Below are 25,270 nucleotides of genomic sequence, written 5' to 3'. Positions count from 1 at the left end.
AGCAGTGCTGGCCGCTGCGTCGTCATCACCGGAACCGTTTCGTTTCCGCTGTTTCGTTCGCTGCGTCAGCTGAGGAGACGAACTATACCTGCGCCCTCACCCTCGGTCAACAGGTTTTTTGAGAAAAAGGAGAGGTTTTATAAAAATAACGCACAACCCACTGATATTTAATAAACTAATGAATAGGGATTTTTCCAGGATTTCCTTCCCGCCTTCAGAAATCGGGCTTTCGGCCCAAGAGACTGCGTGCGAAAAATGAAAAAAGCCCCGATATTTCGGGGCTTTTCCCTAATGGATGCGTTTTTCGTACTTATCTAGGCCGTAGCCCCACCTCAGCTGCGGTAGTCAGCATTGATCCGCACATACTCATAGGAGAAGTCGCAGGTCCACACCCTTGCGCTGGCGGCGCCGCGCCCCAGCTCCACCCGAACCGTGATCTCGCTCTGGTTCATCACCGCCTGGCCCTGCTCTTCCTTATATAGGGAATTACGGCCGCCTTCACAGGCCACCAGCACATCATCCAGATATAGGGAGAGGCGGTCGACATCCAGATCGGCGACGCCGGCATAGCCGATGGCAGCCAGCAAGCGGCCCAGGTTCGGATCGGACGCGAAGAAGGCGGTCTTCACCAGCGGTGAACGGGCGATAGCGTAAGCCACGTCCTTGCATTCGGCCACCGAGCGGCCGCCGTTCACTTCCACTGTGATGAATTTGGTGGCGCCTTCGCCATCGCGGACGATGGCCTGGGCCAGTTCGATGGCGACATCCAGCAGCGCCTGCTTCAATAGTTGATAGGCCGGCTGCTCGGCCGAGTCGATCAACAGCGCGCCGCTCTGCCCGGTGGAAATCAGGATGAAGCTGTCGTTGGTGGAAGTATCGCCGTCCACCGTGATGCTATTAAATGACTGGTCGGCCACCTCGCGCACCAGTTGGTTCAGCATCGGGCGGGTGACGGCCGCGTCGGTGGCGACGAAACCCAGCATGGTCGCCATATTGGGATGGATCATGCCCGAACCCTTGGCGATGCCGGTGATGGTCACCGGCTTGCCGCCAATATCCAACTTGCGGCTGGCGGCCTTGGCCAGGGTATCGGTGGTCATGATGGCTTCCGCGGCCTCGGCCCAGTTGGCCTGACGCAGGGTCGGCAGCGCAGAGATGATCTTGTCAGCGGGCAGCGGCTCCAGAATCACGCCGGTGGAGAAAGGCAGCACCTGTTCGGTTTGCAGTTGGTCCCGCTCCGCCACCGCCCGGCAAACGGACAATGCGCGCTCGCGTCCGTCAAAGCCGGTGCCAGCATTGGCGTTGCCGGTATTGACCACCAGCGCGCGGAGCTGCACCCCGGCGGCCAGGTGCTCCTGGCACAGCCGCACCGGCGCCGCGCAGAAACGGTTGCGGGTGAACACGCCGGCGACGGTATTGCCCTTGTCCAGCTTCACCACCAGCACGTCCTTGCGGCCCGGGGTCTTGATGCCGGCTTCGGCCACCAGCAATTCAACGCCGGCGACCGGCGGCAATTGGCCGGCTTGCGGGGGATTCAGATTCACAGCCATGAAATTCTCCAGCATTTACATATATGCGACGGATTGTATAAGAATTTCGCCACTCATGGCTGGGCAAATCGTTTTGCCTATTCTTGCGCCTCGCGCAGGCAGCTCAGCAGCGCCTCGCCGTAGCGGGCCAGCTTCAGCTCGCCCAGACCGTAGATGCGCTGCAGGCCGGCCGGGCTGTCCGGGCGTTTTTCCACCAGATCGCGCAGCGTGCGGTCGGAAAACACCGCGTAGGCCGGCACATTGTGCTCGTCGGCCACCTGGCGGCGCCAGCGCCGCAGCGCCTGCCACAGCCGCTCTTCGCGCTCGGTGCGCAGCCAGCGGTCGGCGCCGCCGCTGCCGCGCGACTTCTTCTCGTCAGCCAGCGGACGCAGGTAGATGCTCTGCTCACCCTTCAGCAGCGGCCGGCAGGCGTCGGTCAGCACCAGCGACTGGCCGCGGGCGATGTCCACCTGCACCAGCTGGCGCGCCACCAACTGGCGGACGATGGAGCGCCACCAGCGCTGGTTCATGTCCTTGCCGATGCCGTAAGTGCTGAGCTGGTCGTGGCGGTGATGGCCGATGCTGGGATTCTGCCGCCCGAGCAGCACGTCGATGACATGGCCGGTCGGGAAGCGCTGCCCCACTCTATAGATGCAGGACAGCAGCTTGCGCACCGGCTCGGTGGCGTCGTAGGTGATGGGCGGATGCAGGCAGTTGTCGCAATGGCCGCATGGTTTGCTCGCCTCGCCGAAGTGCGCCAGGATGTGCTGGCGGCGGCAACCGGCGGTTTCGCAGAAGGCCAGCATCGCGTCCAGCTTGGAAAGCTCCACCTGCTTCTGCAGCTCGGCCATCTCGCCGCCTTCTATCATCTGCCGCAGCTGCACCACATCGTTGAGACCGTAGCACAGCCAGCTGGCGGACGGCAGACCGTCGCGACCGGCGCGGCCGGATTCCTGGTAGAAGTTTTCCGGGCTCTTGGGCATGTCGATGTGGGCGACGAAGCGCACGTCCGGCTTGTCTATGCCCATGCCGAAAGCGACGGTGGCCACCATCACGATGCCGTCCTCGCGCAGGAACAGCCGCTGGTTGGCCTCGCGCTCCGCATGGCTCATGCCGGCATGGTAGGCCAGCGCCTCGATGCCGTTTTCCCGCAGCCACTGCGCGGTGTCTTCCACCCGCTTGCGCGACAAGCAATAGACGATGCCGGTGGCGCCCTGGTGCTCCTGGCGAATGAAATCCAGCAGCTGCTTCTTGGCGTTGTGCTTTTCCACCACCTGATAGAACAGATTGGGCCGGTCGAAGCTGGACAGGAACACCCTGGCCTCGGACAACTTCAGATAATGGATGATGTCGAGCCGGGTCTGCTCGTCGGCGGTGGCGGTCAGCGCGATGCGCGGCACATGGGGGAATTGCTCGGCCAGCATGCCCAGCTGCTGATACTCGGGCCGGAAATCGTGGCCCCAATGGCTGACGCAATGCGCCTCATCGATCGCGAACAAGGCGATCTTCAGGCTGGCGATGAACTCCTGAAAACGCGGCGTCAACAGCCGCTCCGGCGCCACATAGAGCAAGTCCAGCGTGCCGGCGCGCGCCTGGCGCGAGATATCGCGCGCCTCGTCCTGCGAAGTGGCCGAATTTAGGCAGGCCGCTGCGACGCCCAGTTCCTGCAAGGTGGCCACCTGGTCCTGCATCAGCGCGATCAGCGGCGACACCACGATGGCGACGCCATCGCGCAGCAGCGCCGGAATCTGGTAGCACAGGCTCTTGCCACCGCCGGTGGGCATCAGCACCAGCGCGTGGCCGCCATGGGCCACCTGCTCGACGATCTCCTGCTGCTGCCCGCGGAATTCCGGGTAGCCGAAAATATGATTGAGGATGGAGACTGCGTCGTGCATGACGGGACGGGATGGCGCGGAGGAAAGCGCCATTGTACGGCAAGGAGGCTCCCGGGACGAGCCGGGCAAAAAAATGGCCGCCAAGTGATGACGGCCTCAAGTTGGATGGAGACAATGTGAAACGAAGAGGAAAAATGCTCTCGCACTACGAAAGACCGGCCTCGCCGCGGTAAAGTTCCGGACTTTCTGTAAAAATCTGCCATGGCGCCGCAAACGGTTTTCCCGCGCCCCCGGCTATGCGACACTGGCGCCATCTTCTGGAGACATTCATGCGCACCCTGTTCACCCCCCTGGCCGCCGCGATTTTGCTGGCCGGCTGCGCCGCCGCGCCGCAACGGACCACGCCGACCCAAACCGTCAAGCCTTCCGCTCCCGCGCCGGCCCAGGCCAGCGCCGACTGGCAGAACCTGGGCGTCTCGCCCAACGGCAATATCCTGAACGAGCTGGATCTGCTGTCGATCAAGCGCCAGGGCGCGGTGACGACCTTCCGCGACCGCAAGACCATCTTCAATCTGAAGAAGGAAAATTTCCTGACCACCCCGCGGCACAAGACCTCGCTCAACACCTGGCAAATCGATTGCGCGCAGCACACCTTCCGCTTGCTGGACATGACCTTGTTCGACGAAAACGGCCGCCAGATCGCCAGCTTCTCCTATAATGACGGTCAGATAAAATCCATGCCGGTGGTGCAGAATTCCGCCAGTTATCAACAAATGCTGCTGGTTTGCAAAGGACAGCCCGGTTTCTGAAACCACCGGGCGCCTAAGCCCGCAGCGCCTCGTCCTCTCGCCTGCCGCACCGCCCAACTACAGGAGTCACCATGACTATCCGACGCGTGGTATTCAATCAGAAGGGCGGGGTGGGCAAATCCACCATCGCCGTCAATCTGGCGGCGGTGGCGGCCAGCCGCGGCCGGCGCGTGCTGTTGATCGACCTGGACCCGCAAGGCAACGCCAGCCATTACCTGCTCGGCGCCGCCGGCGGCGAAGCCGGCCCCAGCCTGGCCGACCTGTTCCAGCAGATGCTGAACATCTCGCTGTTCGCCAAGGAACCGCGCGAATTCGTCCGCGGCTCCGGCATCGACGGCCTGTCGCTATTGGCCTCGCATCCCGAACTGTCCGAGCTGATGGCCAAGCTGGAATCGCGCTACAAGATGTTCAAGCTGAAAGAGGCGCTGGACCAGCTGGCGCCGCAATACGACGAGATCTGGATAGACACCCCGCCGGCGCTGAATTTCTATACCCGCTCGGCGCTGATCGCGGCCGACCGCTGCCTGATCCCCTTCGATTGCGATGCGTTCTCGCGCCACGCCCTCTATAACCTGAAAGAAAGCGCCGACGAGATTCGCGCCGACCACAATCCCGATCTGTTCATCGAGGGCATCGTGGTCAACCAGTTCCAGCCGCGCGCCAGCCTGCCGGTGCGGCTGGTGGACGAATTGAAGGCGGAGGGCCTGCCCGTACTGGCTTCCCCGCTGTCGGCCTCGGTCAAGATCCGCGAATCGCACCAGGCCGCGCGGCCCATGATCTATCTGGATCCGCGCCACAAGCTGTCCCGTGAATTCGAGGCGTTGTACCAAGAGTTGAGCGATCGCTGACGAGGGAGCCCATGCCGAGGTTGAACCGCCTCACCTCGCTGCTGCTGTGCGGCCTGCTGGGCTTAGGCCTGTTGCTGGGCGAATACTGGCTGCTGCTGGAGCATGACCGGGAAGAGCGCCAGCAGCAGCTGCAGCACTGGGGCGCGCTGGGCACCGGCATCGTGGTCCTGCAGATACAAAACGCGCTGGAGCATTCCCGCATGCTGGCGCAACAGCTGGCCAGCGCCGACGCCCCGCACAGCCTGACTGATCTGGCGCGCCGCGTCGTCCGCGACGACAGCGTGTTCGCCGGCATCGGCACAGTGGAGCTGGTGGAGCAAAACCGCCGCGCCGCGTTTGAAAACCGCATCGCCACCAGCATCCGCTTCCTGCAGAACCAGCATCTGCAGGCCAGCCCGATTCAACTGCAATATTATCCGGTGGCCAGCTACCTGCCCGACGACGCCAACGCGCTGCCGCAGGGCCTGGATCTCAGCCACCGGGGCAACTCCAAATGGGTGTTGGACCTGGCCCGCCGCAGCGACCAGCCCATGCTGTTGTCCGGCCAGCCGATGGATACCGGCATGCCGCGCCTGGACGTCGTCACCCGCCTGGGCAACGACCATACGCTGCTGCTGCTGCACCTGCGCCAGGACAAACTGATACAACCGATCAACAACGAGCTGATCAGCGGCAACCCCCTGCACCATGTGCGGCTGCTGGCCTGGGGGAAAAACCAGCCTGACACGCCCTTGCTGGACTCGGTGCCAGGCCGTCCGCTGCCGACCGATTCGCCGATATTCTCCCGCCTCAGCCCGGTAGGCGGCACCGATCTGCAGCTGGGCGCCTACGCGCTGCAACCGGTGCGCCCCCAGCTCGGCCCTATCGCCTGGATCATCCTTGCGGCGTCCGCGCTGGTGCTGGCCCTGCTCCTGCTGGCGCAGCAACGACTGCTGCGCGGCGGCTTGTTGCTGGAAAGGCTCGCGGCAAGCCTGCGCCTGCAGTTGCAGGAGCTCGACCGCACGCTGCGCGAACAGATCAGCGACCGCGAGCAATCACAGCAGGCCCTGGCGCAAAGCGAGGCGCGCCAGCGCGCGATATTGCAGGCCAGTTCGGACGCCATCATCCTGATCCACCGCGACGGCCACATCATCCAGGCCAATCCGGCCGCCGCCAAATTGGTGGAGCAGAGCGCCCAGTCGCTGGAAAACCTGCCCGTCGGCGTGCTGTTCCCGGAACTGTACACGCCAGAGCCCAGCCCCCCGTTCGAACAGACCGCCCAGCGCCACGAAGGCCGTCCGTTCGAAGCCAGCCTGCTGCGCAGCGACGCCCAGCGCCTGCCGGTGGAGCTGTCCTTGAGCCGGGTGGTGATGCCGGACGACTGGTTCTACGTCACCGTGTGCCGCGACATCTCGCGCCGCAAGGAGCAGGAAGAGGCGCTGATCCGGCTGAAGAACAGCCTGGCCGAGCAAGTCGAGGTGCAGAGCCGGCAACTGGCGGCCCTGCTCGACGCCAGCCCGCTGGCGATGGCCTACATCGTCGATCGCCACCTTCGCCAGGTGAACCACGCCTTCCTCGAACTGTTCCAGCAACAGGGAATGGACGTGATCGGCCAGCCCACCATGCCTTACTTCGAAAACCCAGAACAGTGGGAGCGCACCGGCAAGGCGCTATACAGCCTGCTCAACGACGGCAAGGTGGTGCAAACCGAAGTGAGGCTGCGCACCGGCAAGGGCCAGCTGTTCTGGTGCCGGCTGCACGGCCGCGCGGTCAACCCCTCGGTGCCCAAGCTGGGCACCATCTGGGTGTACCAGGACATTTCCGCCCAGCGCGCGGTGGAGGAAACGCTGCGCCACGCCAAGATACTGGCCGAGGAAACCAGCCGCGCCAAAACCGAGTTCCTGGCCAATATGTCGCATGAGCTGCGCACTCCGCTGCACGCCATCCTAGGCTTCACAGAGATGGGCCAGCTGCGCGCGCAGGGGCAGGGCGACGCCAAGGCGGAGCAGTACTTCGCCCGCATCAATACCAGCGGCAGCCGGCTGCTGACCCTGCTCAACGATCTGCTGGACATGGCTAAGATGGAAGTGGGGCGGATGGAATACTCGATCGGCCGCGGCAATCTGACGCAATGCCTGCGCGAAGCGTGCGACGAAATGACGCCGATGGCCGGCCGCAACCAGATCCAGCTGAAGCTGAGCTGCGAGCCGGAGATGCTGGCGGCCGACATCGACCCCTTCCGCCTGGGGCAGGTGATACGGAACCTGCTGTCCAACGCGATCAAGTTCAGCCCGCCCGGCTCGGAAATCCAGGTGCGGGCATGCCTGACCGAGCGAGACGGATCCGACTGGATCATGACCAGCGTCGAAGACGGCGGCCCCGGCATCCCGGAGAAGGAGCTGGAAACCATCTTCGACAAGTTCATCCAGAGCAGCACCACCAAGACCGGCGCCGGCGGCACCGGCCTGGGCCTAGCCATCAGCCGCGAGATCATGCATGCCCATCACGGCTGGATCACCGCCGGCAACCTGCCCCAGGGCGGCGCCATCTTCACTTTCGCGATTCCCTGCCATTTTCAGCTAAAGGAGGACGACTCCGATGTCTCATAAACTCCTGCTCGTCGACGACGAGCCCTTCAACCTGGAGCTGATGACGGAGCTGCTTCAGGACGCCGGCTATGAAACCCGGCAGGCGGAAAACGGGGAAATCGCCTGGGACATCCTGTCCAGCGAAGGCGAACAGTACTCCACCGTGCTGCTGGACAAGATGATGCCGGGCATGAGCGGCTTCGACGTGCTGAAGAAAATCAAGGCGGAGCCCCGGCTGGAATTCCTGCCTGTGATCATGCAGACCGCGATGGGCGCCGCCTCCAGCGTTCAGGAGGGCCTGGCCGCGGGCGCCTTCTACTACCTGACCAAGCCGTTTTCCCGCGACATGCTGCTGGCCATCGTCGGCGCCGCGGTCGGCCACTGGGACCGCTATGCCCATTTCCGGGAGCTGGCCAATCTCCATGTTGACGCGCTCAAGCACCTGAACGCCGCCACCTTCCGCTGCCGCAGCCATCGCGAGGCCCAGGCGATCACCGCGCTGCTGGCCAAGACCTGCCCGCAGCCGGAACGGGTGGCCACCGGCCTGTTCGAGCTGCTGGTCAACGCCATCGAGCATGGCAACCTGGAAATCAGCTACGAACAGAAAAGCCAGCTGATCGCCGCCGGCACCTGGGAGCAGGAGCTGGAAAACCGGCTGTCCGCGCCGACCTACCGCGACCGGGAGATCACGGTGGCGTTCACGCAGCAGGGCAAGCAGTTGCAATTCGTCATCGAAGACATGGGGCCGGGCTTCGACTGGGAGTACTACCAGAACGCCGAGCCGTCGTCGCTGATGAACAGCCACGGCCGCGGCATCCTGATCGCGCGCAAGCTATCGTTCGACGATCTGCGCTACCAGGACAAGGGCAATCGCGTGGTGGCGCTGGTCAATCAGGGGGAATGACGGCCTCTTCGCCGCAGGGACCGGCATCGCGCCAGTAGCGAGGCGCTTCGCGGCGCAGGCAGCGCCAGGCCAGCTCGTCCCCCATCTCCAGCGTCAGCGCGCCGTCCAGATCGGTGCGCAAGACAGCCGCCCCCGCGCGCCGGAAGCGCTCCAATACCAGCGGGTGCGGATGGCGGTAGCGGTTCAAGTGCCCGGCGCTGACCACCGCCAGCCTGGGGCTCGCCGCCGCCAGCCAGGCCTCGCTGCTGGCGGTGCGGCTGCCGTGATGGCCAGCGACCAGCACGCTGCTGGCCAGACGCAGGCCAGGCTGGGCCGCCAGCGCCTCCTCCATCCGCGCCGGCGCGTCGCCGCTCAGCAGCAGCGCCTGCCGCCGCGTGGCCACCCTCAATACGCAGCTTCGGGCATTATCCTCGTCGGCCTGCCATCCCGGCGGCGGACCCAGCATGTCGAAACGGACGCCGTCCCATTCCCAGCCCTGCCCTTGCGCGCATCCCGCCGCGCCCGGCGCGGATTCCGGCTGCCCCGCCAGCACCCGCCCCACCGGCAACGCGGCCCTCACGCCCGCCGCCGCGCCGTCGTGGTCGCTGTCGTGGTGAGACAGCAGCAACGCGTCCAGCTGATCAACGCCCAGGCCGCGCAGCTGCGGCAGCACCACGCGTCCGGCCTCGCCCGCGCCGGTATCGAACAACAGCGCATGGTCGGCCGTCTGCACCAGCACCGACAAGCCCTGCCCCACGTCCAGCACCGTGGCGCGGGCGATGCCCCATTCCGGCCCCGGCGGCCGGTAGACCAGCAAGGGCAGCAGCAGCAATCCGCCCAGCCCCTTGCCGGGCACGCCGCGCGGCGCGATAAGCCACACGCTGCCGATGCCTGCCAGCGCCAGCAACGCCCATGGCGCGCCGGCCACGTGCCAGGCCGGCCCATGCGCCAATACGCCGACCACCCAGTAGAATCCGCGCGCCAGCCAGCCCGCCAGCGGCAACAAGCCATCCCAGGGCAGGGCGACGGCCAGCAGCGACAGGGGGGTCAACAAGACGGAGACATAAGGGATGGCCACGGCATTGGCCAGCGGCGACAGCAGCGGGAAACCTCCGAACAGCGCCGCCAGCGGCGCCAGGCTGGCGATGCCGGCCGCCCACTGCCCCGACGCCGCGGCCCGCCAGCCGACGAGAGGCCGCCGCCGCGCCAGCGAGCTGAACATCAACGCCGCCACCAGGCCGAAAGACAGCCACAAGCCGGGCGTCAGCGCCGCGAACGGGTCCAGCAGCAATACCAGCGCCAGAGCCAGCCACCAGGCCTGGAACGGCGACAGCTGACGCCGCCACAGCAGGCAGGCGCTGCCCGTCGCCAGCATGAACAGCGTGCGCTGGGTCGGCACCGTGAAGCCCGCCAGCAGCGAATACAACGCCGCCGCCGACAGCGCCAGCATCGCCGTCGCCACTCGGGGCGCCCGCAGCCCGGGCACCCTCCGCACCAAGCGGGCGCCCATCCAGGCGACCAGCGCCGCCAGCATCGTGATATGCAAGCCGGACACCGAAACGATATGGGTCAAACCGGTGGCGGCGAACAGCTGCCAATCCTCCCTGGCGATGCGCTGCTGCGCGCCCACGGTCAAGGCCGCCACCAACGCCGACTCCCGCCCAGCGCCCAGCGCACGCTCGATGCGCGCCACCTGAGCGCCCCGCCAACGGTCCACCCAGGCCATCAGATCGTTGCGGTCCGGCAGCCGTTGGCGCGGCTTGCCCGCCGATCCGCTGGCGAGCAGCCCCTCAGACCAGAGCCAGCGCTCGGCGTCGAAGCCGAAGGCATTGGCGCTGCCTCGCCGCGGCTTGAAACGCGCGCTCAACTGCCAACGGCTGCCCGGCGTCCAGTCACGCCGCTGGTAGTCGTGCAGCTGTACCCGCTCCGGCAGCGCGACGCCCGGCGTCAGCGTCTTCTCCACCTCCAGCGTCAGCCGGACGCCGTATTCGCCGGGATCGGGCAAGCCCCGGACGGTGGCGACCAGTTCGACCGGTTTCTGCCACCATGCCGGCGGCAGCGATTGCTCCAGCCGCCACTGCGCGCGCAGGGCGGCGTAACCCAGACCCAGCAGCAAGGCCAGCGCGCAGACAGCCCCCTGCCGCAGCCATGGCCGCCCGCGGCATCCGGCAACCGCGGCGGCGGCCATCCCCGCCGCCAAGCCCATCCACCATGTGCCGGGCAGCGCAGGCAGGAAAGCGCAAGCGACGATGCCGGCCACCCAGGCCACCCACTGCGACATGTTTCCTCCGACTCTGCGGCCCGCCGGCCATGGCCAGCATCCCGCCGCCTGCCCGGCCTCTGGTTCCTAGGTAAAACTACCTGGCAAAACAACGGGCAATGTCGATTGAATTTAAAACCCCATGGACTAAACCTATGTCAACGGATGGGTTTTTTTCCCCTGCCGGCACCCCGCCGACGGGATCATCTGACGAAGGAGCGAACGTGGAAGCTTATATCGGCAGCATTATCCCCTTTGCCTTTGACTACCCCCCGGTCGACTGGGCGCAATGCCAGGGCCAGACACTGCAAGTCTCGCAAAACCAGGCGCTGTTCGCCGTCATCGGCAACCATTACGGCGGCAACGGCAGCACCAACTTCCAACTGCCCAATTTGTGTGGCCGGATGCCGATCAGCATCGGCCCGGCGCAACCCACCTACAATCTGCCGTCCTACGCGATCGGCAACTTCGGCGGTCAACAGACGGTGGCGCTGCTGACTTCCAATATGCCGCTGCACGCCCATGGCACCTCAGCGGTCAGCGTCAGCTTCCAGGCCTCCACCGTGGCCAATCCCAATCCGCCCGCCAGCTCGCCCAGCACCAACAATCCCTACCTGGGCGCATCCGGCGGCGGCACCGGCCTCGCCACCATCTGGAACGCGCAGCTGGAGAGTCCGGTCACCGTCAAGGGCCTGGGTTTGAGCGGCAACACCGACGTGGCCGGCGGCACCACCCCGGTCAGCGTGCTCAACCCCTTCCTGGCGCTGAACTTCTGCATCGCGGTTCAGGGCTTGTTCCCGACTCGACAGTAAACACAAACCCGCCGGCGGAGCGGATCGCTTCCGCCGGTCCTGCCATGCCAGGGGGAATGCCATGCTGGACACGCTGAGCAGCGAGGATTTCACGCCGCTTCTGGGGCAATGCTGCCGCTTTCGCGCGGCGCCGTGGCCGGAAGTGGAACTGCAGGTGCAATCGATACGGCAAAAGCCTTTGTCCCAGGTGCCGGGACGGGAAGGAAGCGAACGCACGCCGTTCGTGGTCGAGCTGGTGGCCACCGCGGCCACCGAGCTGGTCGACGCCGTCGGCCAACTGCAATTGCCGGCGGCCGGGGCGCTGCCGGCGCGCACGCTGGACAATGTATGGATCAGCCGCACCGGCGCGATGGGCCGCGACCGGCGCTACTGCTATTTCCAACTGCCTTTCAATTAGCGCCTCTTCGCCAGCCGGGACCGGCTGGCGGCCTCAGACCGCGCCGGCCATGATGGCCCGGCCATCCGGATGCCACACCAGCTTGTCGGCCATCGCGCCGGCCTCTTCCAGCACGAAACCCAGCGACTGGTAGACCCGGCGCGCCTCGCCGTTGTTATGCCAGACCACGGCGGCCAGCGGCGCGCCCACCTGCTTCGCCGCCTGCTGCAGTCCTTGCAGCACGGCCTTGCCGTAACCCTGGCCGCGCGCCTCCGGCAGCATGGCCAAAAAGATGATGCGCACTTCGTTGGGCCCGAAGTCGACCATCACCGCGCCAACCGCGCCGCCGGCCTTTTCCACGATGAAATGCATGGCGTTCGGGTAGTTTTGTCCCGTGCCCTGCTGCAGCACCTGCAGTTGCTGGCGCTGCACCATGTCGATCAATTCGGCGTCGCCGCTTATCCACTGCAAGTCGGGCCGCGCGCTGCGGTAAATGCGGTCGATGCAAGGCGCGTCGGCCTGACGCGCAGGGCGCAGCGACAAGGACGGGCACAACGAGGAAAAATGAAGTTCGGCAGACACACATGTCTCCTTGCCAGTTCATGGGAATCGGAATCCCGCGCGCGCCGCGCCGGCCGGACCGCTACAGCCCCGCCTCGCGCTCAAGCACCGCCGCCAGCCGTCGCCAGCCCAGCAGCAGCAAGCTGTAACGCTCGCCGCTCAGACGCGCCCAGCCGGGCATCTCCCGCAGCGGCGGAGCCCGCCGGTCGCAGTCCTCCAGGCGGACCCGGAAAATCGCGCGCAAGGGCACCAGGTCATGGTCTCTCAACTCGACCGGAATCGGCCCGCCATACACCGACGCCAGCAACGGCTGCTCCAGCGCCGCCTGATTCAAACGGTCTATCGGCCCCAACCGGCAGGCGATGGCCCAGGTCTCGCCACTGTCCGGCACGAAACGGGCGGCATCGCCGCGTCGCAGACCCGCCAGGCCGTCCTCGTCGACATAGGCCTCGCCCCTCACTCCATCGGCGCCGACCACCTGCAGCAGACGCTCGCCCTGGGCCACCACGGTGCCTCGCCTCAAAGCCTCGCTCACATCGGCCACCCGGCCGGCGAAGGGCGCCGTCAGAGCCAGCCGGTCCCGCTGGCTCTGCAAGCCCGCCACCTGCTGCCGCGCCGCCTGCCATTGCTGTTGCAAGGCGGTGCCCTTGCTCTGCAGCTCACTGTTGAAAGACTGCTGCGCGACCTGCCAGGCCAGATCCGCCTCCACCACCCGGGCCAAGGCCAGCCGCTGGTCGAGTTGCGGCGAAGCCAGCTGCGCCAATACCTGCCCCGCCCTGACGCGTTGCCCTTCGCGCGCGCTCACGCCGGCAACCACGCCAGCCTCCGCCGCGTACAGCCCCTGGGACTGGGCCGCTCCCATCACCGCCGGGCTGGATAGTTCGTTCTGCCACGGCAGGATCAGAAACAGCAGCAACAGGGCCAGCAGGGCGGCGCTGCGCCGGGTTTCCATCCGCCAGCGCAGATCGGCGCGGCGACGCCACCATGCAGACACCTCGCCGACGATGGGCCTGGCGATGAACCATCCCAGTTCGACGAACAGCAGCAGCAGGCCCAGCGTCTTGAAGAACATGTGGTAGACCAGCAGCGCGATCGAAGTGAACAACACCAGACGGTACAGCCAGGTAGCCCAGGCGAACAGGATCAGGCCGCGATGGCGGGCCGGCGGAAAGCGTTCGGGAACCGGATCGTCCAGCCCCAGCAGCCAGCGCCGCAGCTGCCAGCGCGCCAGCGCGAAGGAGCGGGCGTGCAGATTGGGCACGCCCAGCCAATCAGACAACAGGAAATAACCATCGAAGCGCATGAAGGGGCTGGAGTTGATGGCCAGAGTCGCCAGCCAGGTGGTGGTGGCCAGCAGAAACACGCCGGCGCGCAGCGGCCCCTCCGGCAGCGCGCACCACGCCAGCGTGGCCCAGGCGGCCAGCGTCAGCTCGGTCAGCATGCCGGCGGCGCCGATCAGCAGCCGCTGGCGGCGCGAAGGCAGCTTCCAGGCGTCGTTGGTGTCGGTGTACAACACCGGCACCATCACCAGGAAGGCCACGCCCATCGCCGGCACCCGGCAGCCGAAATGGCGGGCTGTCAGCGCGTGGCCCAGCTCGTGGGACATCTTGGCCAAGCTCAGCGACGCCGTGACACCCAGCGCCGCGGTCCAGCCGCCGTAACCGGCGAAGGTATGGGTGAACTCGTCCCAGCGGCGCGACGCCAAGGCCAGCCCCAGCAGCGCGACGCCGGCCATCGCCCACCAGAATGCCGGCCGGAACAGCCATCCGCACCAGGGCAGCAAACGATTGAGCCAGGCTTCCGGCCTGACCAACGGGATGCGGAAAAACAGGTAGTTCTTCAACAGCCACATCGCATGGCTGGGCCTGCCGGCCTGATGGACGCGCCACAACCAATCGCTGTCCGCCGCCTGCAGCAGCTGGTGGTGCAGCAGGAAGCGCAGCAGCTCCGCCAGATCGTCCTCACCCAGGCGCAGCGTGGTTTCGGCGTTGACCGCCTCCAGCACCGCAGCGCCGCCGCCCAGCGGCCAGCGCGACAGCATCTCGAAGCTCGCCCAGCCCAGCTGGTAGTAGCGGTTGGCCGCCGGGTCGTGGAGCATCCAGCTGGGCGACCCATCCGCCAGATCAGGGCCGGCATGCAGCGTCAGCTCCTGACGCAGCGGCGGCAGCGCGCGGGCGGCCATGCTACCAGCCCAGCCATTGCCGCGCGGCGGTCAGCGGCCGGCGCAGCGCGTAATACGCGAGGGGCACCCAGTCGCCGTACACCCGGGCGGTGCCCATCTGCCCCAGCAGCGGCAGCCGCTGGCCAGCGGCGAACCGCGCCTGCAGCCGGTAAGCCAGCAAATTGCCCTCGCCGGCCTCGGCCTTGTAGGCCACCCGCAGCAGCGTGGCCTCGTACGATTGGAACGGCGTGGCGTTCGGATACAGCGTCACCTTGCCGCCCGGCTCCAGGTCGATCGCCTCCGCCGCCGGCAGCCAGGCGGCCAGTTCCACCTTGGACGGATCGGCCAGCGTCATCACCTTCTCGCCCTGGGCCACCGCCTTGCCCTGCCAGTCGTTCCTGTCGGAAAACACCACCACGCCGTCAGCCGGCGCGGTGACGTGCAAGCGCTTCAACTCCCGGCTGGCGAAATCGGCGCTGATGTCCTTCTCCTCCAGCTTGGCCCTGTCCTGCGCCAGGGCGAGCTTGCCCTTGTCGTCGGTCAGCGCCAGCTGGGCGCTGGCGCGGAAGCTTTCTTCCGCCGCGCTGGCTTCCTCCTTCGCCAGCGCCAGTTGGCTGGACAGCACCGTGGCGTCCAGATCGAACAGCGCCGCGCCGCGTTTGACCGGCTGGTTGGGCAACACCGCCACCTTGTCTATCACCCCGGACACCGGCGCGCGCAACAGGATGGGATCGCTGGGCACCACCTCGGCGCGGGCCAGCACGCTGAGCCGCACCGGGAAGCAGACGACAAGCAGCGCGGCGATCAGCAGTCGCTTGCGGCGGGGACCCTCGCGCAGCCACGCCTTCGCCAGCGCCGTCCAGTCGCGCCGCGGCGCATGCTGGCGCAAGGCATGGCCATAGCCGTGCGCCAGCTCCTCTGCCAGTTGCACCTCGTACTCGCTCCATGGCAGATCGCGGGCCAGCAGCAGCGCGCCGTGCCCATCCAGCCTCAGCCACAAGCCATGCTCCGGCAGCCAGTGCGCCCATTCGTCAGCTAGCGCTTCCGGCAAGCCGGCAGCGTCGCAACACACGCTGAGCCGGTCGGGTGCTCCTGTCGCCAGATGGCGGAACAAGGCGGACAGCCATTGCAGATAAGGGGCAGTGGGGTCCGGCTCGGCCAGCCCGGACAAGACGGCGACATGGGCGCGCAGGCCCTCGCGCCAGAACGCCGCCTGGCGGTAGGGCAGCAGATGCTGGGTCTCGTTGACCATCACGAAGCCCAGGCGCTCCGCGCCATCGGCCTCGCGGGCTCGATGCAGCAGCTGCAGCAGCGTGGCCAGTTCCCGGCTACGATCGGCGTGGCCCATGGCGGCTACTTGAAGCTGGCCCAGCCGCTCATGCCGGGCAGCAGGTTGGCGGCTTTGCCGTCTATCACGCCTATCGCCAGGATGGTCTGGCTGACCGGGTCGATCTGCGCGCCCAGCCGCTCGATGCGCGCCGGGAAGCTGGCGCCCAGCTCATCAACCGCGACGCTGAAGCGGCTGCCCGGCTTCAGCGTCGCCAGCCATTTGGACGGCACCAGCATGCGCAGCTCGAGCGAGTCGGCGTCGACGATGTCCAGGATGGGATTGCCCGGGTTCACGTACTGGTGCACCGCGGCGCTGCGTTTGGCCACCCGGCCGTCGAAGGGCGCGGCGATGCTGCACTTGGACACCAGCGTCTGCGCGTAGCTGGCGTCGGCGGCCGCCTCCTTGGCCTTGCCCTGGGCCTGCGTCAGCTCCAGCGTGCCGACCGAGTTGTACTTGGCCAGCTGGTTGTTCACCTTCAGCAACTGGCTGGCGGCCTCCAGCGAGGCCTGGGCCTTGCGCAGCTGGGCGCGGTAACTGCTGCAATCGAACTCCACCAGCGGCTGGCCGCGGCGAAAGCCGCCGCCCTCCACCACCGGCATCGCCGATATCTTGGCCGGAATCTCGCTGGACAGGGTGACCGCGTGGCGCGACATCAACTGCACGCGGATGCGGCCGTCGGCCGCGGTGGCCGGCGGCGCGGCCTGCGCGGCCATCGACATGGCCATCACGATCCAGGCCAACCTCATTGCTTGCCCCCCGAAACCGTCCCCTGCCACTGGCTTTCCGCGCCTTGCAGCGCCTGGCTCAACGACGCCAGGTCGTAGCCCTTGGTGGTGGACGGCAGCGGATCCAGGCCCAGGCTGGCGCCCATCAGGCCATAGGCGTTTTGCAGATCGCCGTACGATTGATACAGCCGCAGCGACGAGAACACCGCGTTGGCGTCGGCGAGTATGCCCTGCAGCCGCGCCGAGGCGCCGCTCTCGACCGCGTTGCGGGTCTGCTGGTAGATGGCCTGGTCGACGCCGTTCAACTCATGCTCCAGCTCGTACTGCCGCGACTTGCCCTGAAAATCCAGATAGGCGACGTGCACCTGGGTCAGCACCGCCATGTTCAGCGCCAGCCGCTGCGAATTGCTGACCTGTTTCTGGGCGTCGGCAGCGCGGGTGATCGGCCCGGCGCTGAACAGGTTGAGCAGGTTCCAGCTGATGCGCAGCCCGGCGTCGCTCCATGAATTGTTGACCAGGAATTTGTTGCTGTCGTAATGCTGGCCCACGCTGAATTCCAGTCCGGGCAGCAGCTTGGCCATGGCCTTGCGGGTTTCCAGCGCGCTGATGCGGCTGCTGTACTGCGCCTCGACCACTTCCGGCCGGTTCAGCAAGGCCATCTCTTCCATCCGGTCGACATCCATGCCCAGCGCCGGCACCGGCATGCCGGACGGAGTCGCCACCTGGAAGTCCTGGCCCGGCGACACGTTCATGATCGCGGCCAATCTAGGCTTGGCCTGCGACAGCGCATTGCGCACCGCGCTCATCTGGCGGATCACATCCAGCAACTGGCGGCGGTAGTTGAGCGCGTCCAGCGGCGAACGCAACTTCTGTTTCTCCACCTGCCGCGCGTCCTCCAGCGCGGACTGCGCGTCTTTCAGCAAGGCATCGACCCGCCCCTGCAGCTGCTGGGCGCCGGCCGCCTGCCACCACGCCTCGCGCACCTGCTGCATCAGTTGCTGCGCCACCTTGCGCTTGCGCTGCTCCAGGATCAGCACCCGGTCGGCCTGCTGCTGGGCCGAATAGTAGCTGACGCCAAAATCCAGCACGTTCCAACTCAGGTTCAGGTCGGCGGTGCGGTCGCGTTTCTCGGTTGATATGGACGGCACCAGCGATTGCTCGCCGGTGGCGACGTTCTGCGACGACGACGCGTTGTCCTTGCTGCGGGTGGTGTAGCCGGCGGCCAAGGCCAGCTTGGGCAGCATGTCCAGGCTGGACAGGTCCAGCTGCCGCTGCGCCATCGCCTCCTCCATCAGCTTCACCCGGTAGTCCAGGTTGTACTTGAGCGCCCGCGCCATCGCCTCCTGCAGCGTCACCGGCGCGCTGACAGCCTCCTGGCTGCCGAACATCGTCTGCCGGTCGGCGCGGAGCTGGGCCTGGCGCTCGGCCAGGCTCAACGGTTGCGGCGTCACCGCGCAGCCGGCCAGCGCCAGCGCGCACGCAAGCGGAACCAACCGGAGTCCGCGCGAGCGCGGCCTTGCCTGAAAATCGGATTGCATTTCGCTGCCCCCTTAGAGCATTGTCGGTTTACCCAGGCCATCCTTGTCGCTGTCTGATATCCGCGCTTCGCCTGGAGAGGCGGAGCTAACCCTGCTTGTCTTCTCCCAAAAACGCCGCCAGCCGCTGTAAAAAGCTGCGTTGGCCGTGGTGGTCGAACTGTTGGTTGAGCGCCAGCTTTCCGGCGGCGGGTGTCGCCTTGCGCGCCTGCGTTGACGGCGTCGCCTGCCGCTTGCCGAAATTGAGCTGGATATGGCTGTTGCCATGGTGGCCGGTCTTGTCCTGCACCCGGATGTCGATCGAAACCGGCTTGTTCCATCCCGCCGGCGCCTGCCCGGAGAAGCGGCCCGTCGTCGGATCGAACTTCAGCCAGGCTGGCAGGGGCTGGCCATTGCTCTGGCGCGCCACAATGCTGAGGTTGGCCGAGGACTCGCGGCTGATGATGGTGGCCGGCGGCAATACGATGGTGAACGACTGCCCGGCGGCGACGGGGCGCACGCCCAGGTCCGGATTCACCTGCAGAGCGATGGTCGGGTTGCTGGCGGTGTTGCTGACGAAGGAGGGCACGCCGCCGTTGACATTGTCCAGCCCGTTGGCCCCGAGCGACGGCGCGTTGGCATGCGAGGCGTCAGACAACAGATTTTGCGCCGCATTGTCGGCATGCACGTCGCCAATGGCGACAGTCGGCGCGGCTCCCACCGCCGCCAGCACGATATTGGGCGTGATGGGCGGCAACTGGATAGTGTTGGCGGCTACGGCCGGAGGCGTAGAAATTACTGCCGATACCGGGATCACAACGTTGTCAGTCGTCGTCTGCTGAGCGCTGACCTGATACGACGGCATGGTCGCTTGCCCGGTCAACAGATTGCCGGCCTTGTCGCTGACCGTTCCGCTCTTGATCGCCAGCGACAGCGAGCCGGCGCCGCCGACGTCGGTCAGCTGGACGGTATAGGTGGTGGCGTTGACCGCAGTCACGCTGGAGATCGTGCCGTGCGCGCTGCCGCCGGTGACCACGCTCAGGTTATCCGCGGTGAACGAGGCCACCGGCTTGCTGAATGTCACCTGATAGGACAGCGTGCTGGCTGTCGTATTCAGCGGGCCGGTGGCGCTGACGCTCTGAATCTGCGGCGCAGTGGTGTCGATGGTGATGTTGTATCCCGTCGATTGCCCGCTGATGTTGCCGGCCGAGTCAGCCGCCGTCGCCCGGATGCTGTGATTGCCGTCGGCCAGCGGACTGCTCAGGTTGTAGCTCCACGCGCCGCTGCCGTTCGCCGTGGCTGTGCCCACCGCCGTTCCGTCGACATACACCGTCACCGTGCTGTTCGCCTCCGCCGTGCCCTGCACCGTCGGCTGGTTGTTGTCGGTGACGCCGTCGCTGTGGCTGGACCCGGTATCGCTGGCCACGCTCAGCGCCAAGCCGGTCGGCGCAGCCGGCGCGGCAGTGTCCACCGTGACGCTGTATGCGGTCGACTGGCCGCTGGCGTTGCCGGCGGCGTCGGTCGCCGTCGCCCGGATGCTGTGGTTGCCGTCCGCCAGAGGGCTGGCGAGGTTGTAGCTCCACGCGCCGCTGCCGTTCGCCGTGGCTGTGCCCACCGCCGTTCCGTCGACATACACCGTCACCGTGCTGTTCGCCTCCGCCGTGCCCTGCACCGTCGGCTGGTTGTTGTCGGTGACGCCGTCGCTGTGGCTGGACCCGGTATCGCTGGCCACGCTCAGCGCCAAGCCGGTCGGCGCAGCCGGCGCGGCAGTGTCCACCGTGACGCTGTATGCGGTCGACTGGCCGCTGGCGTTGCCGGCGGCATCGGTCGACGTCGCGCGGATGCTGTGGTTTCCGTCCGCCAGGGGGCTGGCCAGGTTGTAGCTCCATACGCCACTGCCGTTCGCCGTGGCTGTGCCCACCGCCGTTCCGTCGACATACACCGTCACCGTGCTGTTCGCCTCGGCGCTGCCGGTGATCGTCGGTTGGTTGTTGTCGGTGACGCCGTCACTGTGGCTGCTGCCGGTGTCCGACGCCGTGTTCAGGCCGCTGACCGCCGGCGCGCTGGGCGCCGCGGTGTCGATGGTGATGCTGTACGCCGCCGACAGAGTGCTGACGTTGCCCGCGGTATCCGTCGCCGTCACTCGTGCGCCGTGGTTGCCGTCCGGCAGGCTGGCGCTCAGGTTGTAGCTCCATGCGCCGCTGCCATTCGCGGTGGCGGTGCCCACCTGGAAGCCGTCGATGTACACCGTCACCGTGCTGTTGGCCGGCGCGGTGCCTTGCAAAGTGGGCGTATTGTCGCTGGTGACGCCGTCGCTGTGGCTGCTGCCGGTGTCCGTCGCCGTGGTCAGCCCGCTGATCGCCGGCGTCGCCGGCGTCGCGGTATCGATGGTGACGCTGTAAGCCGTCGCCTGGCCGCTGACATTGCCGGCGGTATCAGTCGCCGTCGCGCGGATGCTGTGGCTGCCGTCGGCCAGGCTGCTGGAAATGTTGTAGGTCCAGGCGCCGCTGCCGTCGGCCGTGGCGGTGCCCACCGCCGTCCCGTCGACATACACCGTCACCGTGCTGTTCGCCTCCGCCGTGCCCTGCACCGTCGGCGTGTTGTCGCTGGTGATGCCGTCGCTGTGGCTGGAGCCGGTGTCGGTGGCCGTGGTCAGCCCCGTCACCGTCGGCGCGGCAGGCGCGCTGGTGTCTATGGTGACGCTGTAGCCGGAGGACACGCCGCTGTTGACGCCGCCGCTGCTGGCCATCGCGGTGATGGCGTGGCTGCCGTCGGCCAGGCTGGAAACGAAGCTGTAGCTCCAGGCCCCGCTGCCGTTCGCCGTGGTGGTGCCGACGCTGACGCCGTCCACATAGATGGTGACGGTGCTGCTGGCCACGGCGGTGCCGGTCACCGTCGGCGTGTTGTCGCCGGTGATGCCGTCCGAGCTGCTGCTGCCGGTATCGGTGCCCGCCGTCAGGCCGCTGACCGTCGGCGTCGGCAATTGGATGGCGATATTGCGGGTGACGGTGGCGCTGTTGACGGTGCCGTCGTTGACCGTGAAGCTGACCGTGCGGGTGGCGGTGTTGGGCGAGCCGGCGGTGTCGTTGTATGTCACCGCCTGCAGCGCCGCCTGCCACTGCGCCACCGTCGCCGTCGCGCCGCTGGAGGTCAGCGTCAGCACGCCGGTGCCGCTGTTGTAGCTGGCTACGATGTTGCCGTAGGTGGACGAGCTGGTATTGGTGAAGGCCAGCACATCCTCGCTGCTGTGGAAGTTGCCGGTGATGGACACCGTCGCGCTGGCCAGCGTGGTGTTGTCGCGGTCGGACACGGTGATGCCGCTGTCCACCGCCACCGGCGTCGGCGTGCTGCCTATGGTGTAGCTGCCGTTGGCGCCGGACACAGTGGCGATAGGGGTCTGGTCGGTGTCCGCCACCGTCACCGTCCGCGTCGCCGCCGCGCTGTTCTGCTGGCCGTCGTTGACGGTGAAGCTGATGGTGCGGGTGGCGTTGTTGGGCGTGATCGCCGTGTCGGTGTAGGTGATGGCCCGCAACGCCGCCTGCCATTGCGCAACCGTCGCCGTAGCGCCGCTGGAAGTCAGCGTCAGCACCCCGGTGCCGCTGTTGTAGCTGGCGCTGATATTGCCGTAGGTGGTGGAGTTGGTGTTGCTGAACGCCAGCACATCCTCGCCGCTGTGGAAGTTGCCGGTGATGGACACCGCCGCGCTGGCCAGCGTGCTGTTGTCGAGGTCGGACACGGTGAAGCCGCTGTCCACCGCCACCGGCGTCGAGGTGACATTGTTGCCGGCGGTGAAGGCCGCGCTGCCGCCGCTGGCGGTGACGATGGGCGTCTGGTCGGTGTCGGCCACCGTCACGGTCTTGGTCGCCGCCGCGCTGTTCTTGCTGCCGTCGTTGACGACGAAGCTGATGGTGCGGGTGGCGCTATTGGGCGTCACCGCGCTGTCGGTGTACTTGACCGCGCGCAGCGCCGCCTGCCATTGGGCCAGCGTGGCCGTCGCGCCACTGGAGCTCAGCGACAGCACGCCTGTGCCGCTGTTGTAGCTGGCGGTGATGTTGCCGTAGGTGGACGCGCTGGTGTTGGTGAAACTCAGCGAATCCTCGCCGCTGTGGAAGTTGCCGGTGATGGACACCGCCGCGCTCGCCAGCGTGGTGTTGTCGAGGTCGGACACGGTGATGCCGCTGTCCACCGCCACCGGCGTCGAGCTGGTGTTGTTGCCGGCGGTGAAGGCGGTGCTGCCGCCGCTGGCGGTGGCGATCGGCGTCTGGTCGGTGTCGGCCACCGTCACCGTGCGCGTCGCCGCGCTGCTGGCGTTGCTGTTGCCGTCTGCCACCTGGAAGCTGACGGTGCGGGTGGAGCTGTTCGGCGTCACCGCGCTGTCGGTATAGGTGACCGCCCGCAGCGCCGCCTGCCACTGCGCCAGCGTGGCCGTCGCGCCGCTGGAGCTCAGCGTCAGCACCCCGGTGCCGCTGTTGTAGCTGGCGCTGATATTGCCGTAAGTGGTGGCGTTGTTGTTGGTGAACGCCAGCACGTCCTCGCCGCTGTGGAAGTTGCCGGTAATCGACACCGTGCCGCTGGCCAGCGTGGAGCTGGCGTTGTCGGTGACGGTGATGCCGCCATCCACTGCCACCGGCGTCGAGGCGGCATTGTCGCCGGCGGTGAAGGCCGCGCTGCCGCCGCTGGCGGACAGCAACGGCGCGGCGCTGACCGCCATCGTCACGCTGGCGGCGCTGCTGGTGCCGCCGCGGCCGTCGTTGACCGTGACCTGTATCGTGCGGGTGGAGGTGTTGGGTATGCCGGAGGCGGTGTCGTTGTAAGTCAGCGCGTCCACCAGCGTGGTCACCCGGCTGGCGGTGGCATTGCTGTTCAGCGTGACGATCAGGTCGTGGCCGCTGACGCCGTCGCCGCTGCTGGCGATGGTGCCGATCGCCACGCCGCTGATCGACACCGTGCTGCCGACGCTGGTGCCGCTGGACAAGGTGACCGTGCCGCTGGTGTCGATGCCCAGCGCGTCCTCGGCGCTCTGGCCGTTGGCCGAGATGTGCACCGTCACATTGCCGCCGTTGAGGCTGGTGGTGTCGCTGTCGGTGACGGTGGCCGCGGTGCCGGTGTCCAGATGCACGGCGCCGTTGCCGGCGTAATAGGTGTTGCTGTCGCCGTTCAGATTGCCGATCACCGGCGCCGCGTCGGCGGCCACGGTGACAGTCTTGGTCACCGTGCTGCTGGTGTTGCTGCTGGCGTCGGTGATGGCGAAGCTGATGGTGCGGGTGCTGGTGTTGGGCGTCAGCGAGCTGTCCTGGTAGGTCACTGCCTCCAGCGCCGCCTGCCATTGCGCGTTGGTGGCGGTGGAGCCGCTGGAGCTCAGCGTCAGCACCCCGGTGCCGCTGTTGTAGCTGGCGCTGATATTGCCCATGGTGCTGCCGTTGTTGGTGAAGGCCAGCACGTCCTCGCCGCTGTGGAAATTGCCGGTGATGGACACCGTGGCGCTGGTCTGCGTCGAGGCGGCGGTGTCGCTCAGCGTGATGCCGCTGTCCACCGCCACCGCGCTGCCGGTGCCGGAGCTATAAGCGCTGCTGCCGCCGCTGGAGGTCAGCGTCGGCCCGGGAAAGTGGAAATTGGTGGCGTTGATCCCGCCGATGCCGATCAGGCCGGTGACGTTGTTGCCGGTGGAGGGCACGACCCGGAACGAGTCTATGCCCTGGAAATTGCTATTACCGGACACATTGAAGGTCACCACCGAGCCGCTGTTGTCGATGTCGGAGACGCTCTGGCTCAACGTGGCGCCGCTCACCAGCGAACCGTTCAAATAGCCCTGCAGCACCAGCGTGCCGCCGGAAAAGCTGGAGTTGTAACCATCCAGCACCACGCTGATGGAATTGAGCGTGAACAGGCTGCTGTCGTTGGGCTTGACCGAGAAATAGGTGATCTGCTTGCTGCCGTCGCTAAGCGCGTCCACCGTTTCCACCGAACTGGAGCCGTCCTTCTCGACGATGATCATCTCGTTCTGGCCATCGCTGGCGGAATTCATCTGCATCGTGAAATTCCAGCCGAGGAAGTTGCTCACCGTCAGCGAGGTTTGCCCAGTCGGGATCACCGTGGTGGAGCCGTCCAACGTGTCGAAGGAGGTGGTGCCGGAGGTGGGCCGCGTCAGCAGGCCGTTGTAGCCCGGCAGATCCAGCGCCGCCGCGTGCAGCAGGCCGGTGCTGTATTCCAGCGTCCAGTCGCCGCCCAGGCTGGCTGCGCCGGTGGGATCGGTGGAGCCAGCCGTCACCCGGCCGCTTTCCCGCGCGATGGCGTTGACCAAGGCCGCGCCGTCGCTGCCTTCGGCCACATCGCAGCCATACAGCAGGATGTCGCCGCCAGGCCGCAGCGCCTGGCCTATGGTGGCGAGCTCGGCCTGGCGGCTGCCGACATTGGCGGTAGTCAACTCGGCGGTGCCCAGCTGCAGATCGTTCTCTTGGCCGTGGGAAATGATGTGGATCGCGCTGTAACCGTGATGGGTTCGCGCCCATTGCGCGATCTGCGCCAGGCCGTCCTTGCCGCTGTCCAGAATCACCACCTGGTAATTGGACGGCAACTGGGCGATCAGGCTCCGGTAATTGGCCACGTCGGATTCGACAAACACCACCTGCGGCCCCTGCGCATGGGCATCGCGCGCGCTGGCGGCGTCCCGCGGCGGAGCCGCCGCGGCTACGGCCGCCGCCGTCTCCCCATGCCGCTGCTGCGCGTCCACGCGCGCCGCGTCGTGCGCGGGGTCGACATGATGCGCGGCCTCGCCGACCGAAGCCGCCACCGCGCCGTCGAACATCATCCTGGGCTCCAGCGCCTGCAGCAGCAAACGGCCGGCCGGACGCCCAGCCTGTTTGGCCGGTTCCCGGCCCGTCGATTTCCACCATGCCATGTTCCTGCTCCCACACCTGCGCTACGGCAGCCGCCGATTGCGTTTGAATAAAAATGCCCCTGCTACAGAAATAGACTAGTTGAGGGCATAAAAAAATGTCGTATGAGTAAAGGTCCTTTAGATAAATCTACGTATCACCCTCGCGCGCGACGCGCGCCATCC

General features: G+C 66.8%; 15 protein-coding genes. 6 read left to right on the top strand and 9 right to left on the bottom strand.

Features of this window, described 5'->3' with window-relative positions; genetic code table 11:
• Positions 1-332 precede the first annotated feature (332 nt).
• Both argJ and recQ read right to left on the bottom strand, forming a co-directional pair.
• Positions 333-1,550, bottom strand: a complete 1,218-nt coding sequence (argJ, locus tag VA599_RS22235; protein ID WP_346790685.1) for a bifunctional glutamate N-acetyltransferase/amino-acid acetyltransferase ArgJ — start codon at positions 1,548-1,550, stop codon at positions 333-335.
• Positions 1,551-1,627: 77 nt separating this feature from the next.
• Complete coding sequence (gene recQ, locus VA599_RS22230) at positions 1,628-3,424, bottom strand: DNA helicase RecQ (RefSeq protein WP_070980129.1); 1,797 nt, start codon at positions 3,422-3,424, stop codon at positions 1,628-1,630.
• A 269-nt stretch (positions 3,425-3,693) separates the two neighbouring features.
• On the opposite strand from recQ, the gene VA599_RS22225 reads away from it, so the two are divergent.
• From VA599_RS22225 to VA599_RS22210, 4 genes are all read left to right on the top strand, one after another.
• Positions 3,694-4,173, top strand: coding sequence for a surface-adhesin E family protein (locus VA599_RS22225; protein WP_021479119.1), 480 nt, complete (start codon positions 3,694-3,696; stop codon positions 4,171-4,173).
• 71 nt (positions 4,174-4,244) lie between these two features.
• On the top strand, positions 4,245-5,021 hold the full coding sequence (locus VA599_RS22220; protein ID WP_104945608.1) for a ParA family protein: 777 nt from the start codon (positions 4,245-4,247) through the stop codon (positions 5,019-5,021).
• 11 nt (positions 5,022-5,032) lie between these two features.
• Entirely contained in the window at positions 5,033-7,609 is a 2,577-nt protein-coding gene (locus VA599_RS22215; RefSeq protein ID WP_346790684.1) for a sensor histidine kinase, read from the top strand.
• Entirely contained in the window at positions 7,599-8,492 is an 894-nt protein-coding gene (locus tag VA599_RS22210) for an ATP-binding response regulator (protein WP_021479122.1), read from the top strand. Before VA599_RS22215 ends, VA599_RS22210 begins: the two co-directional genes overlap by 11 nt.
• Here VA599_RS22210 and VA599_RS22205 read toward each other — a convergent pair.
• The gene (locus VA599_RS22205) at positions 8,476-10,752 is read right to left on the bottom strand and encodes a DNA internalization-related competence protein ComEC/Rec2 (protein WP_346790683.1); all 2,277 of its coding nucleotides are present in this window, start codon (positions 10,750-10,752) and stop codon (positions 8,476-8,478) included. The genes VA599_RS22210 and VA599_RS22205 overlap by 17 nt on opposite strands.
• A gap of 203 nt (positions 10,753-10,955) precedes the next feature.
• Here VA599_RS22205 and VA599_RS22200 point away from each other — a divergent pair, with 203 nt between their 5' ends.
• Together VA599_RS22200 and VA599_RS22195 are read left to right on the top strand one after the other, a co-directional pair.
• Complete coding sequence (locus VA599_RS22200) at positions 10,956-11,543, top strand: phage tail protein (RefSeq protein ID WP_021479124.1); 588 nt, start codon at positions 10,956-10,958, stop codon at positions 11,541-11,543.
• A 61-nt stretch (positions 11,544-11,604) separates the two neighbouring features.
• Positions 11,605-11,940, top strand: a complete 336-nt coding sequence (locus VA599_RS22195; protein ID WP_021479125.1) for a hypothetical protein — start codon at positions 11,605-11,607, stop codon at positions 11,938-11,940.
• 33 nt (positions 11,941-11,973) lie between these two features.
• Here the strand turns inward: VA599_RS22195 and VA599_RS22190 are convergent, their stop codons facing one another.
• From VA599_RS22190 to VA599_RS22165, 6 genes are all read right to left on the bottom strand, one after another.
• On the bottom strand, positions 11,974-12,501 hold the full coding sequence (locus VA599_RS22190) for a GNAT family N-acetyltransferase (RefSeq protein WP_021479126.1): 528 nt from the start codon (positions 12,499-12,501) through the stop codon (positions 11,974-11,976).
• Positions 12,502-12,562: 61 nt separating this feature from the next.
• A complete protein-coding gene (locus VA599_RS22185) occupies positions 12,563-14,662 on the bottom strand; it encodes a site-2 protease family protein (RefSeq protein ID WP_346790682.1) in 2,100 nt (699 codons plus the stop codon).
• A gap of 1 nt (position 14,663) precedes the next feature.
• Positions 14,664-15,989 carry an efflux RND transporter periplasmic adaptor subunit gene (locus VA599_RS22180; RefSeq protein ID WP_104945613.1) on the bottom strand — a complete coding sequence of 442 codons (1,326 nt, stop codon included), beginning with the start codon at positions 15,987-15,989 and terminating at the stop codon, positions 14,664-14,666.
• A gap of 5 nt (positions 15,990-15,994) precedes the next feature.
• Positions 15,995-16,717, bottom strand: coding sequence for an efflux RND transporter periplasmic adaptor subunit (locus tag VA599_RS22175; protein ID WP_104945614.1), 723 nt, complete (start codon positions 16,715-16,717; stop codon positions 15,995-15,997).
• Entirely contained in the window at positions 16,714-18,189 is a 1,476-nt protein-coding gene (locus tag VA599_RS22170; RefSeq protein ID WP_104945615.1) for a TolC family protein, read from the bottom strand. The genes VA599_RS22175 and VA599_RS22170 overlap by 4 nt, the downstream gene beginning before the upstream one ends.
• Before the next feature lie 130 nt (positions 18,190-18,319).
• Positions 18,320-25,108: an Ig-like domain-containing protein gene (locus VA599_RS22165; RefSeq protein WP_346790681.1), complete on the bottom strand. Its 6,789-nt coding sequence runs from the start codon at positions 25,106-25,108 to the stop codon at positions 18,320-18,322.
• Between the last annotated feature and the right edge of the window lie 162 nt (positions 25,109-25,270).

This window comes from Chromobacterium indicum (assembly GCF_039708975.1).
In the GTDB taxonomy this organism is placed as follows: Bacteria; Pseudomonadota; Gammaproteobacteria; order Burkholderiales; family Chromobacteriaceae; genus Chromobacterium; species Chromobacterium piscinae.
This window is presented reverse-complemented; position numbering and strand designations above follow the sequence as displayed.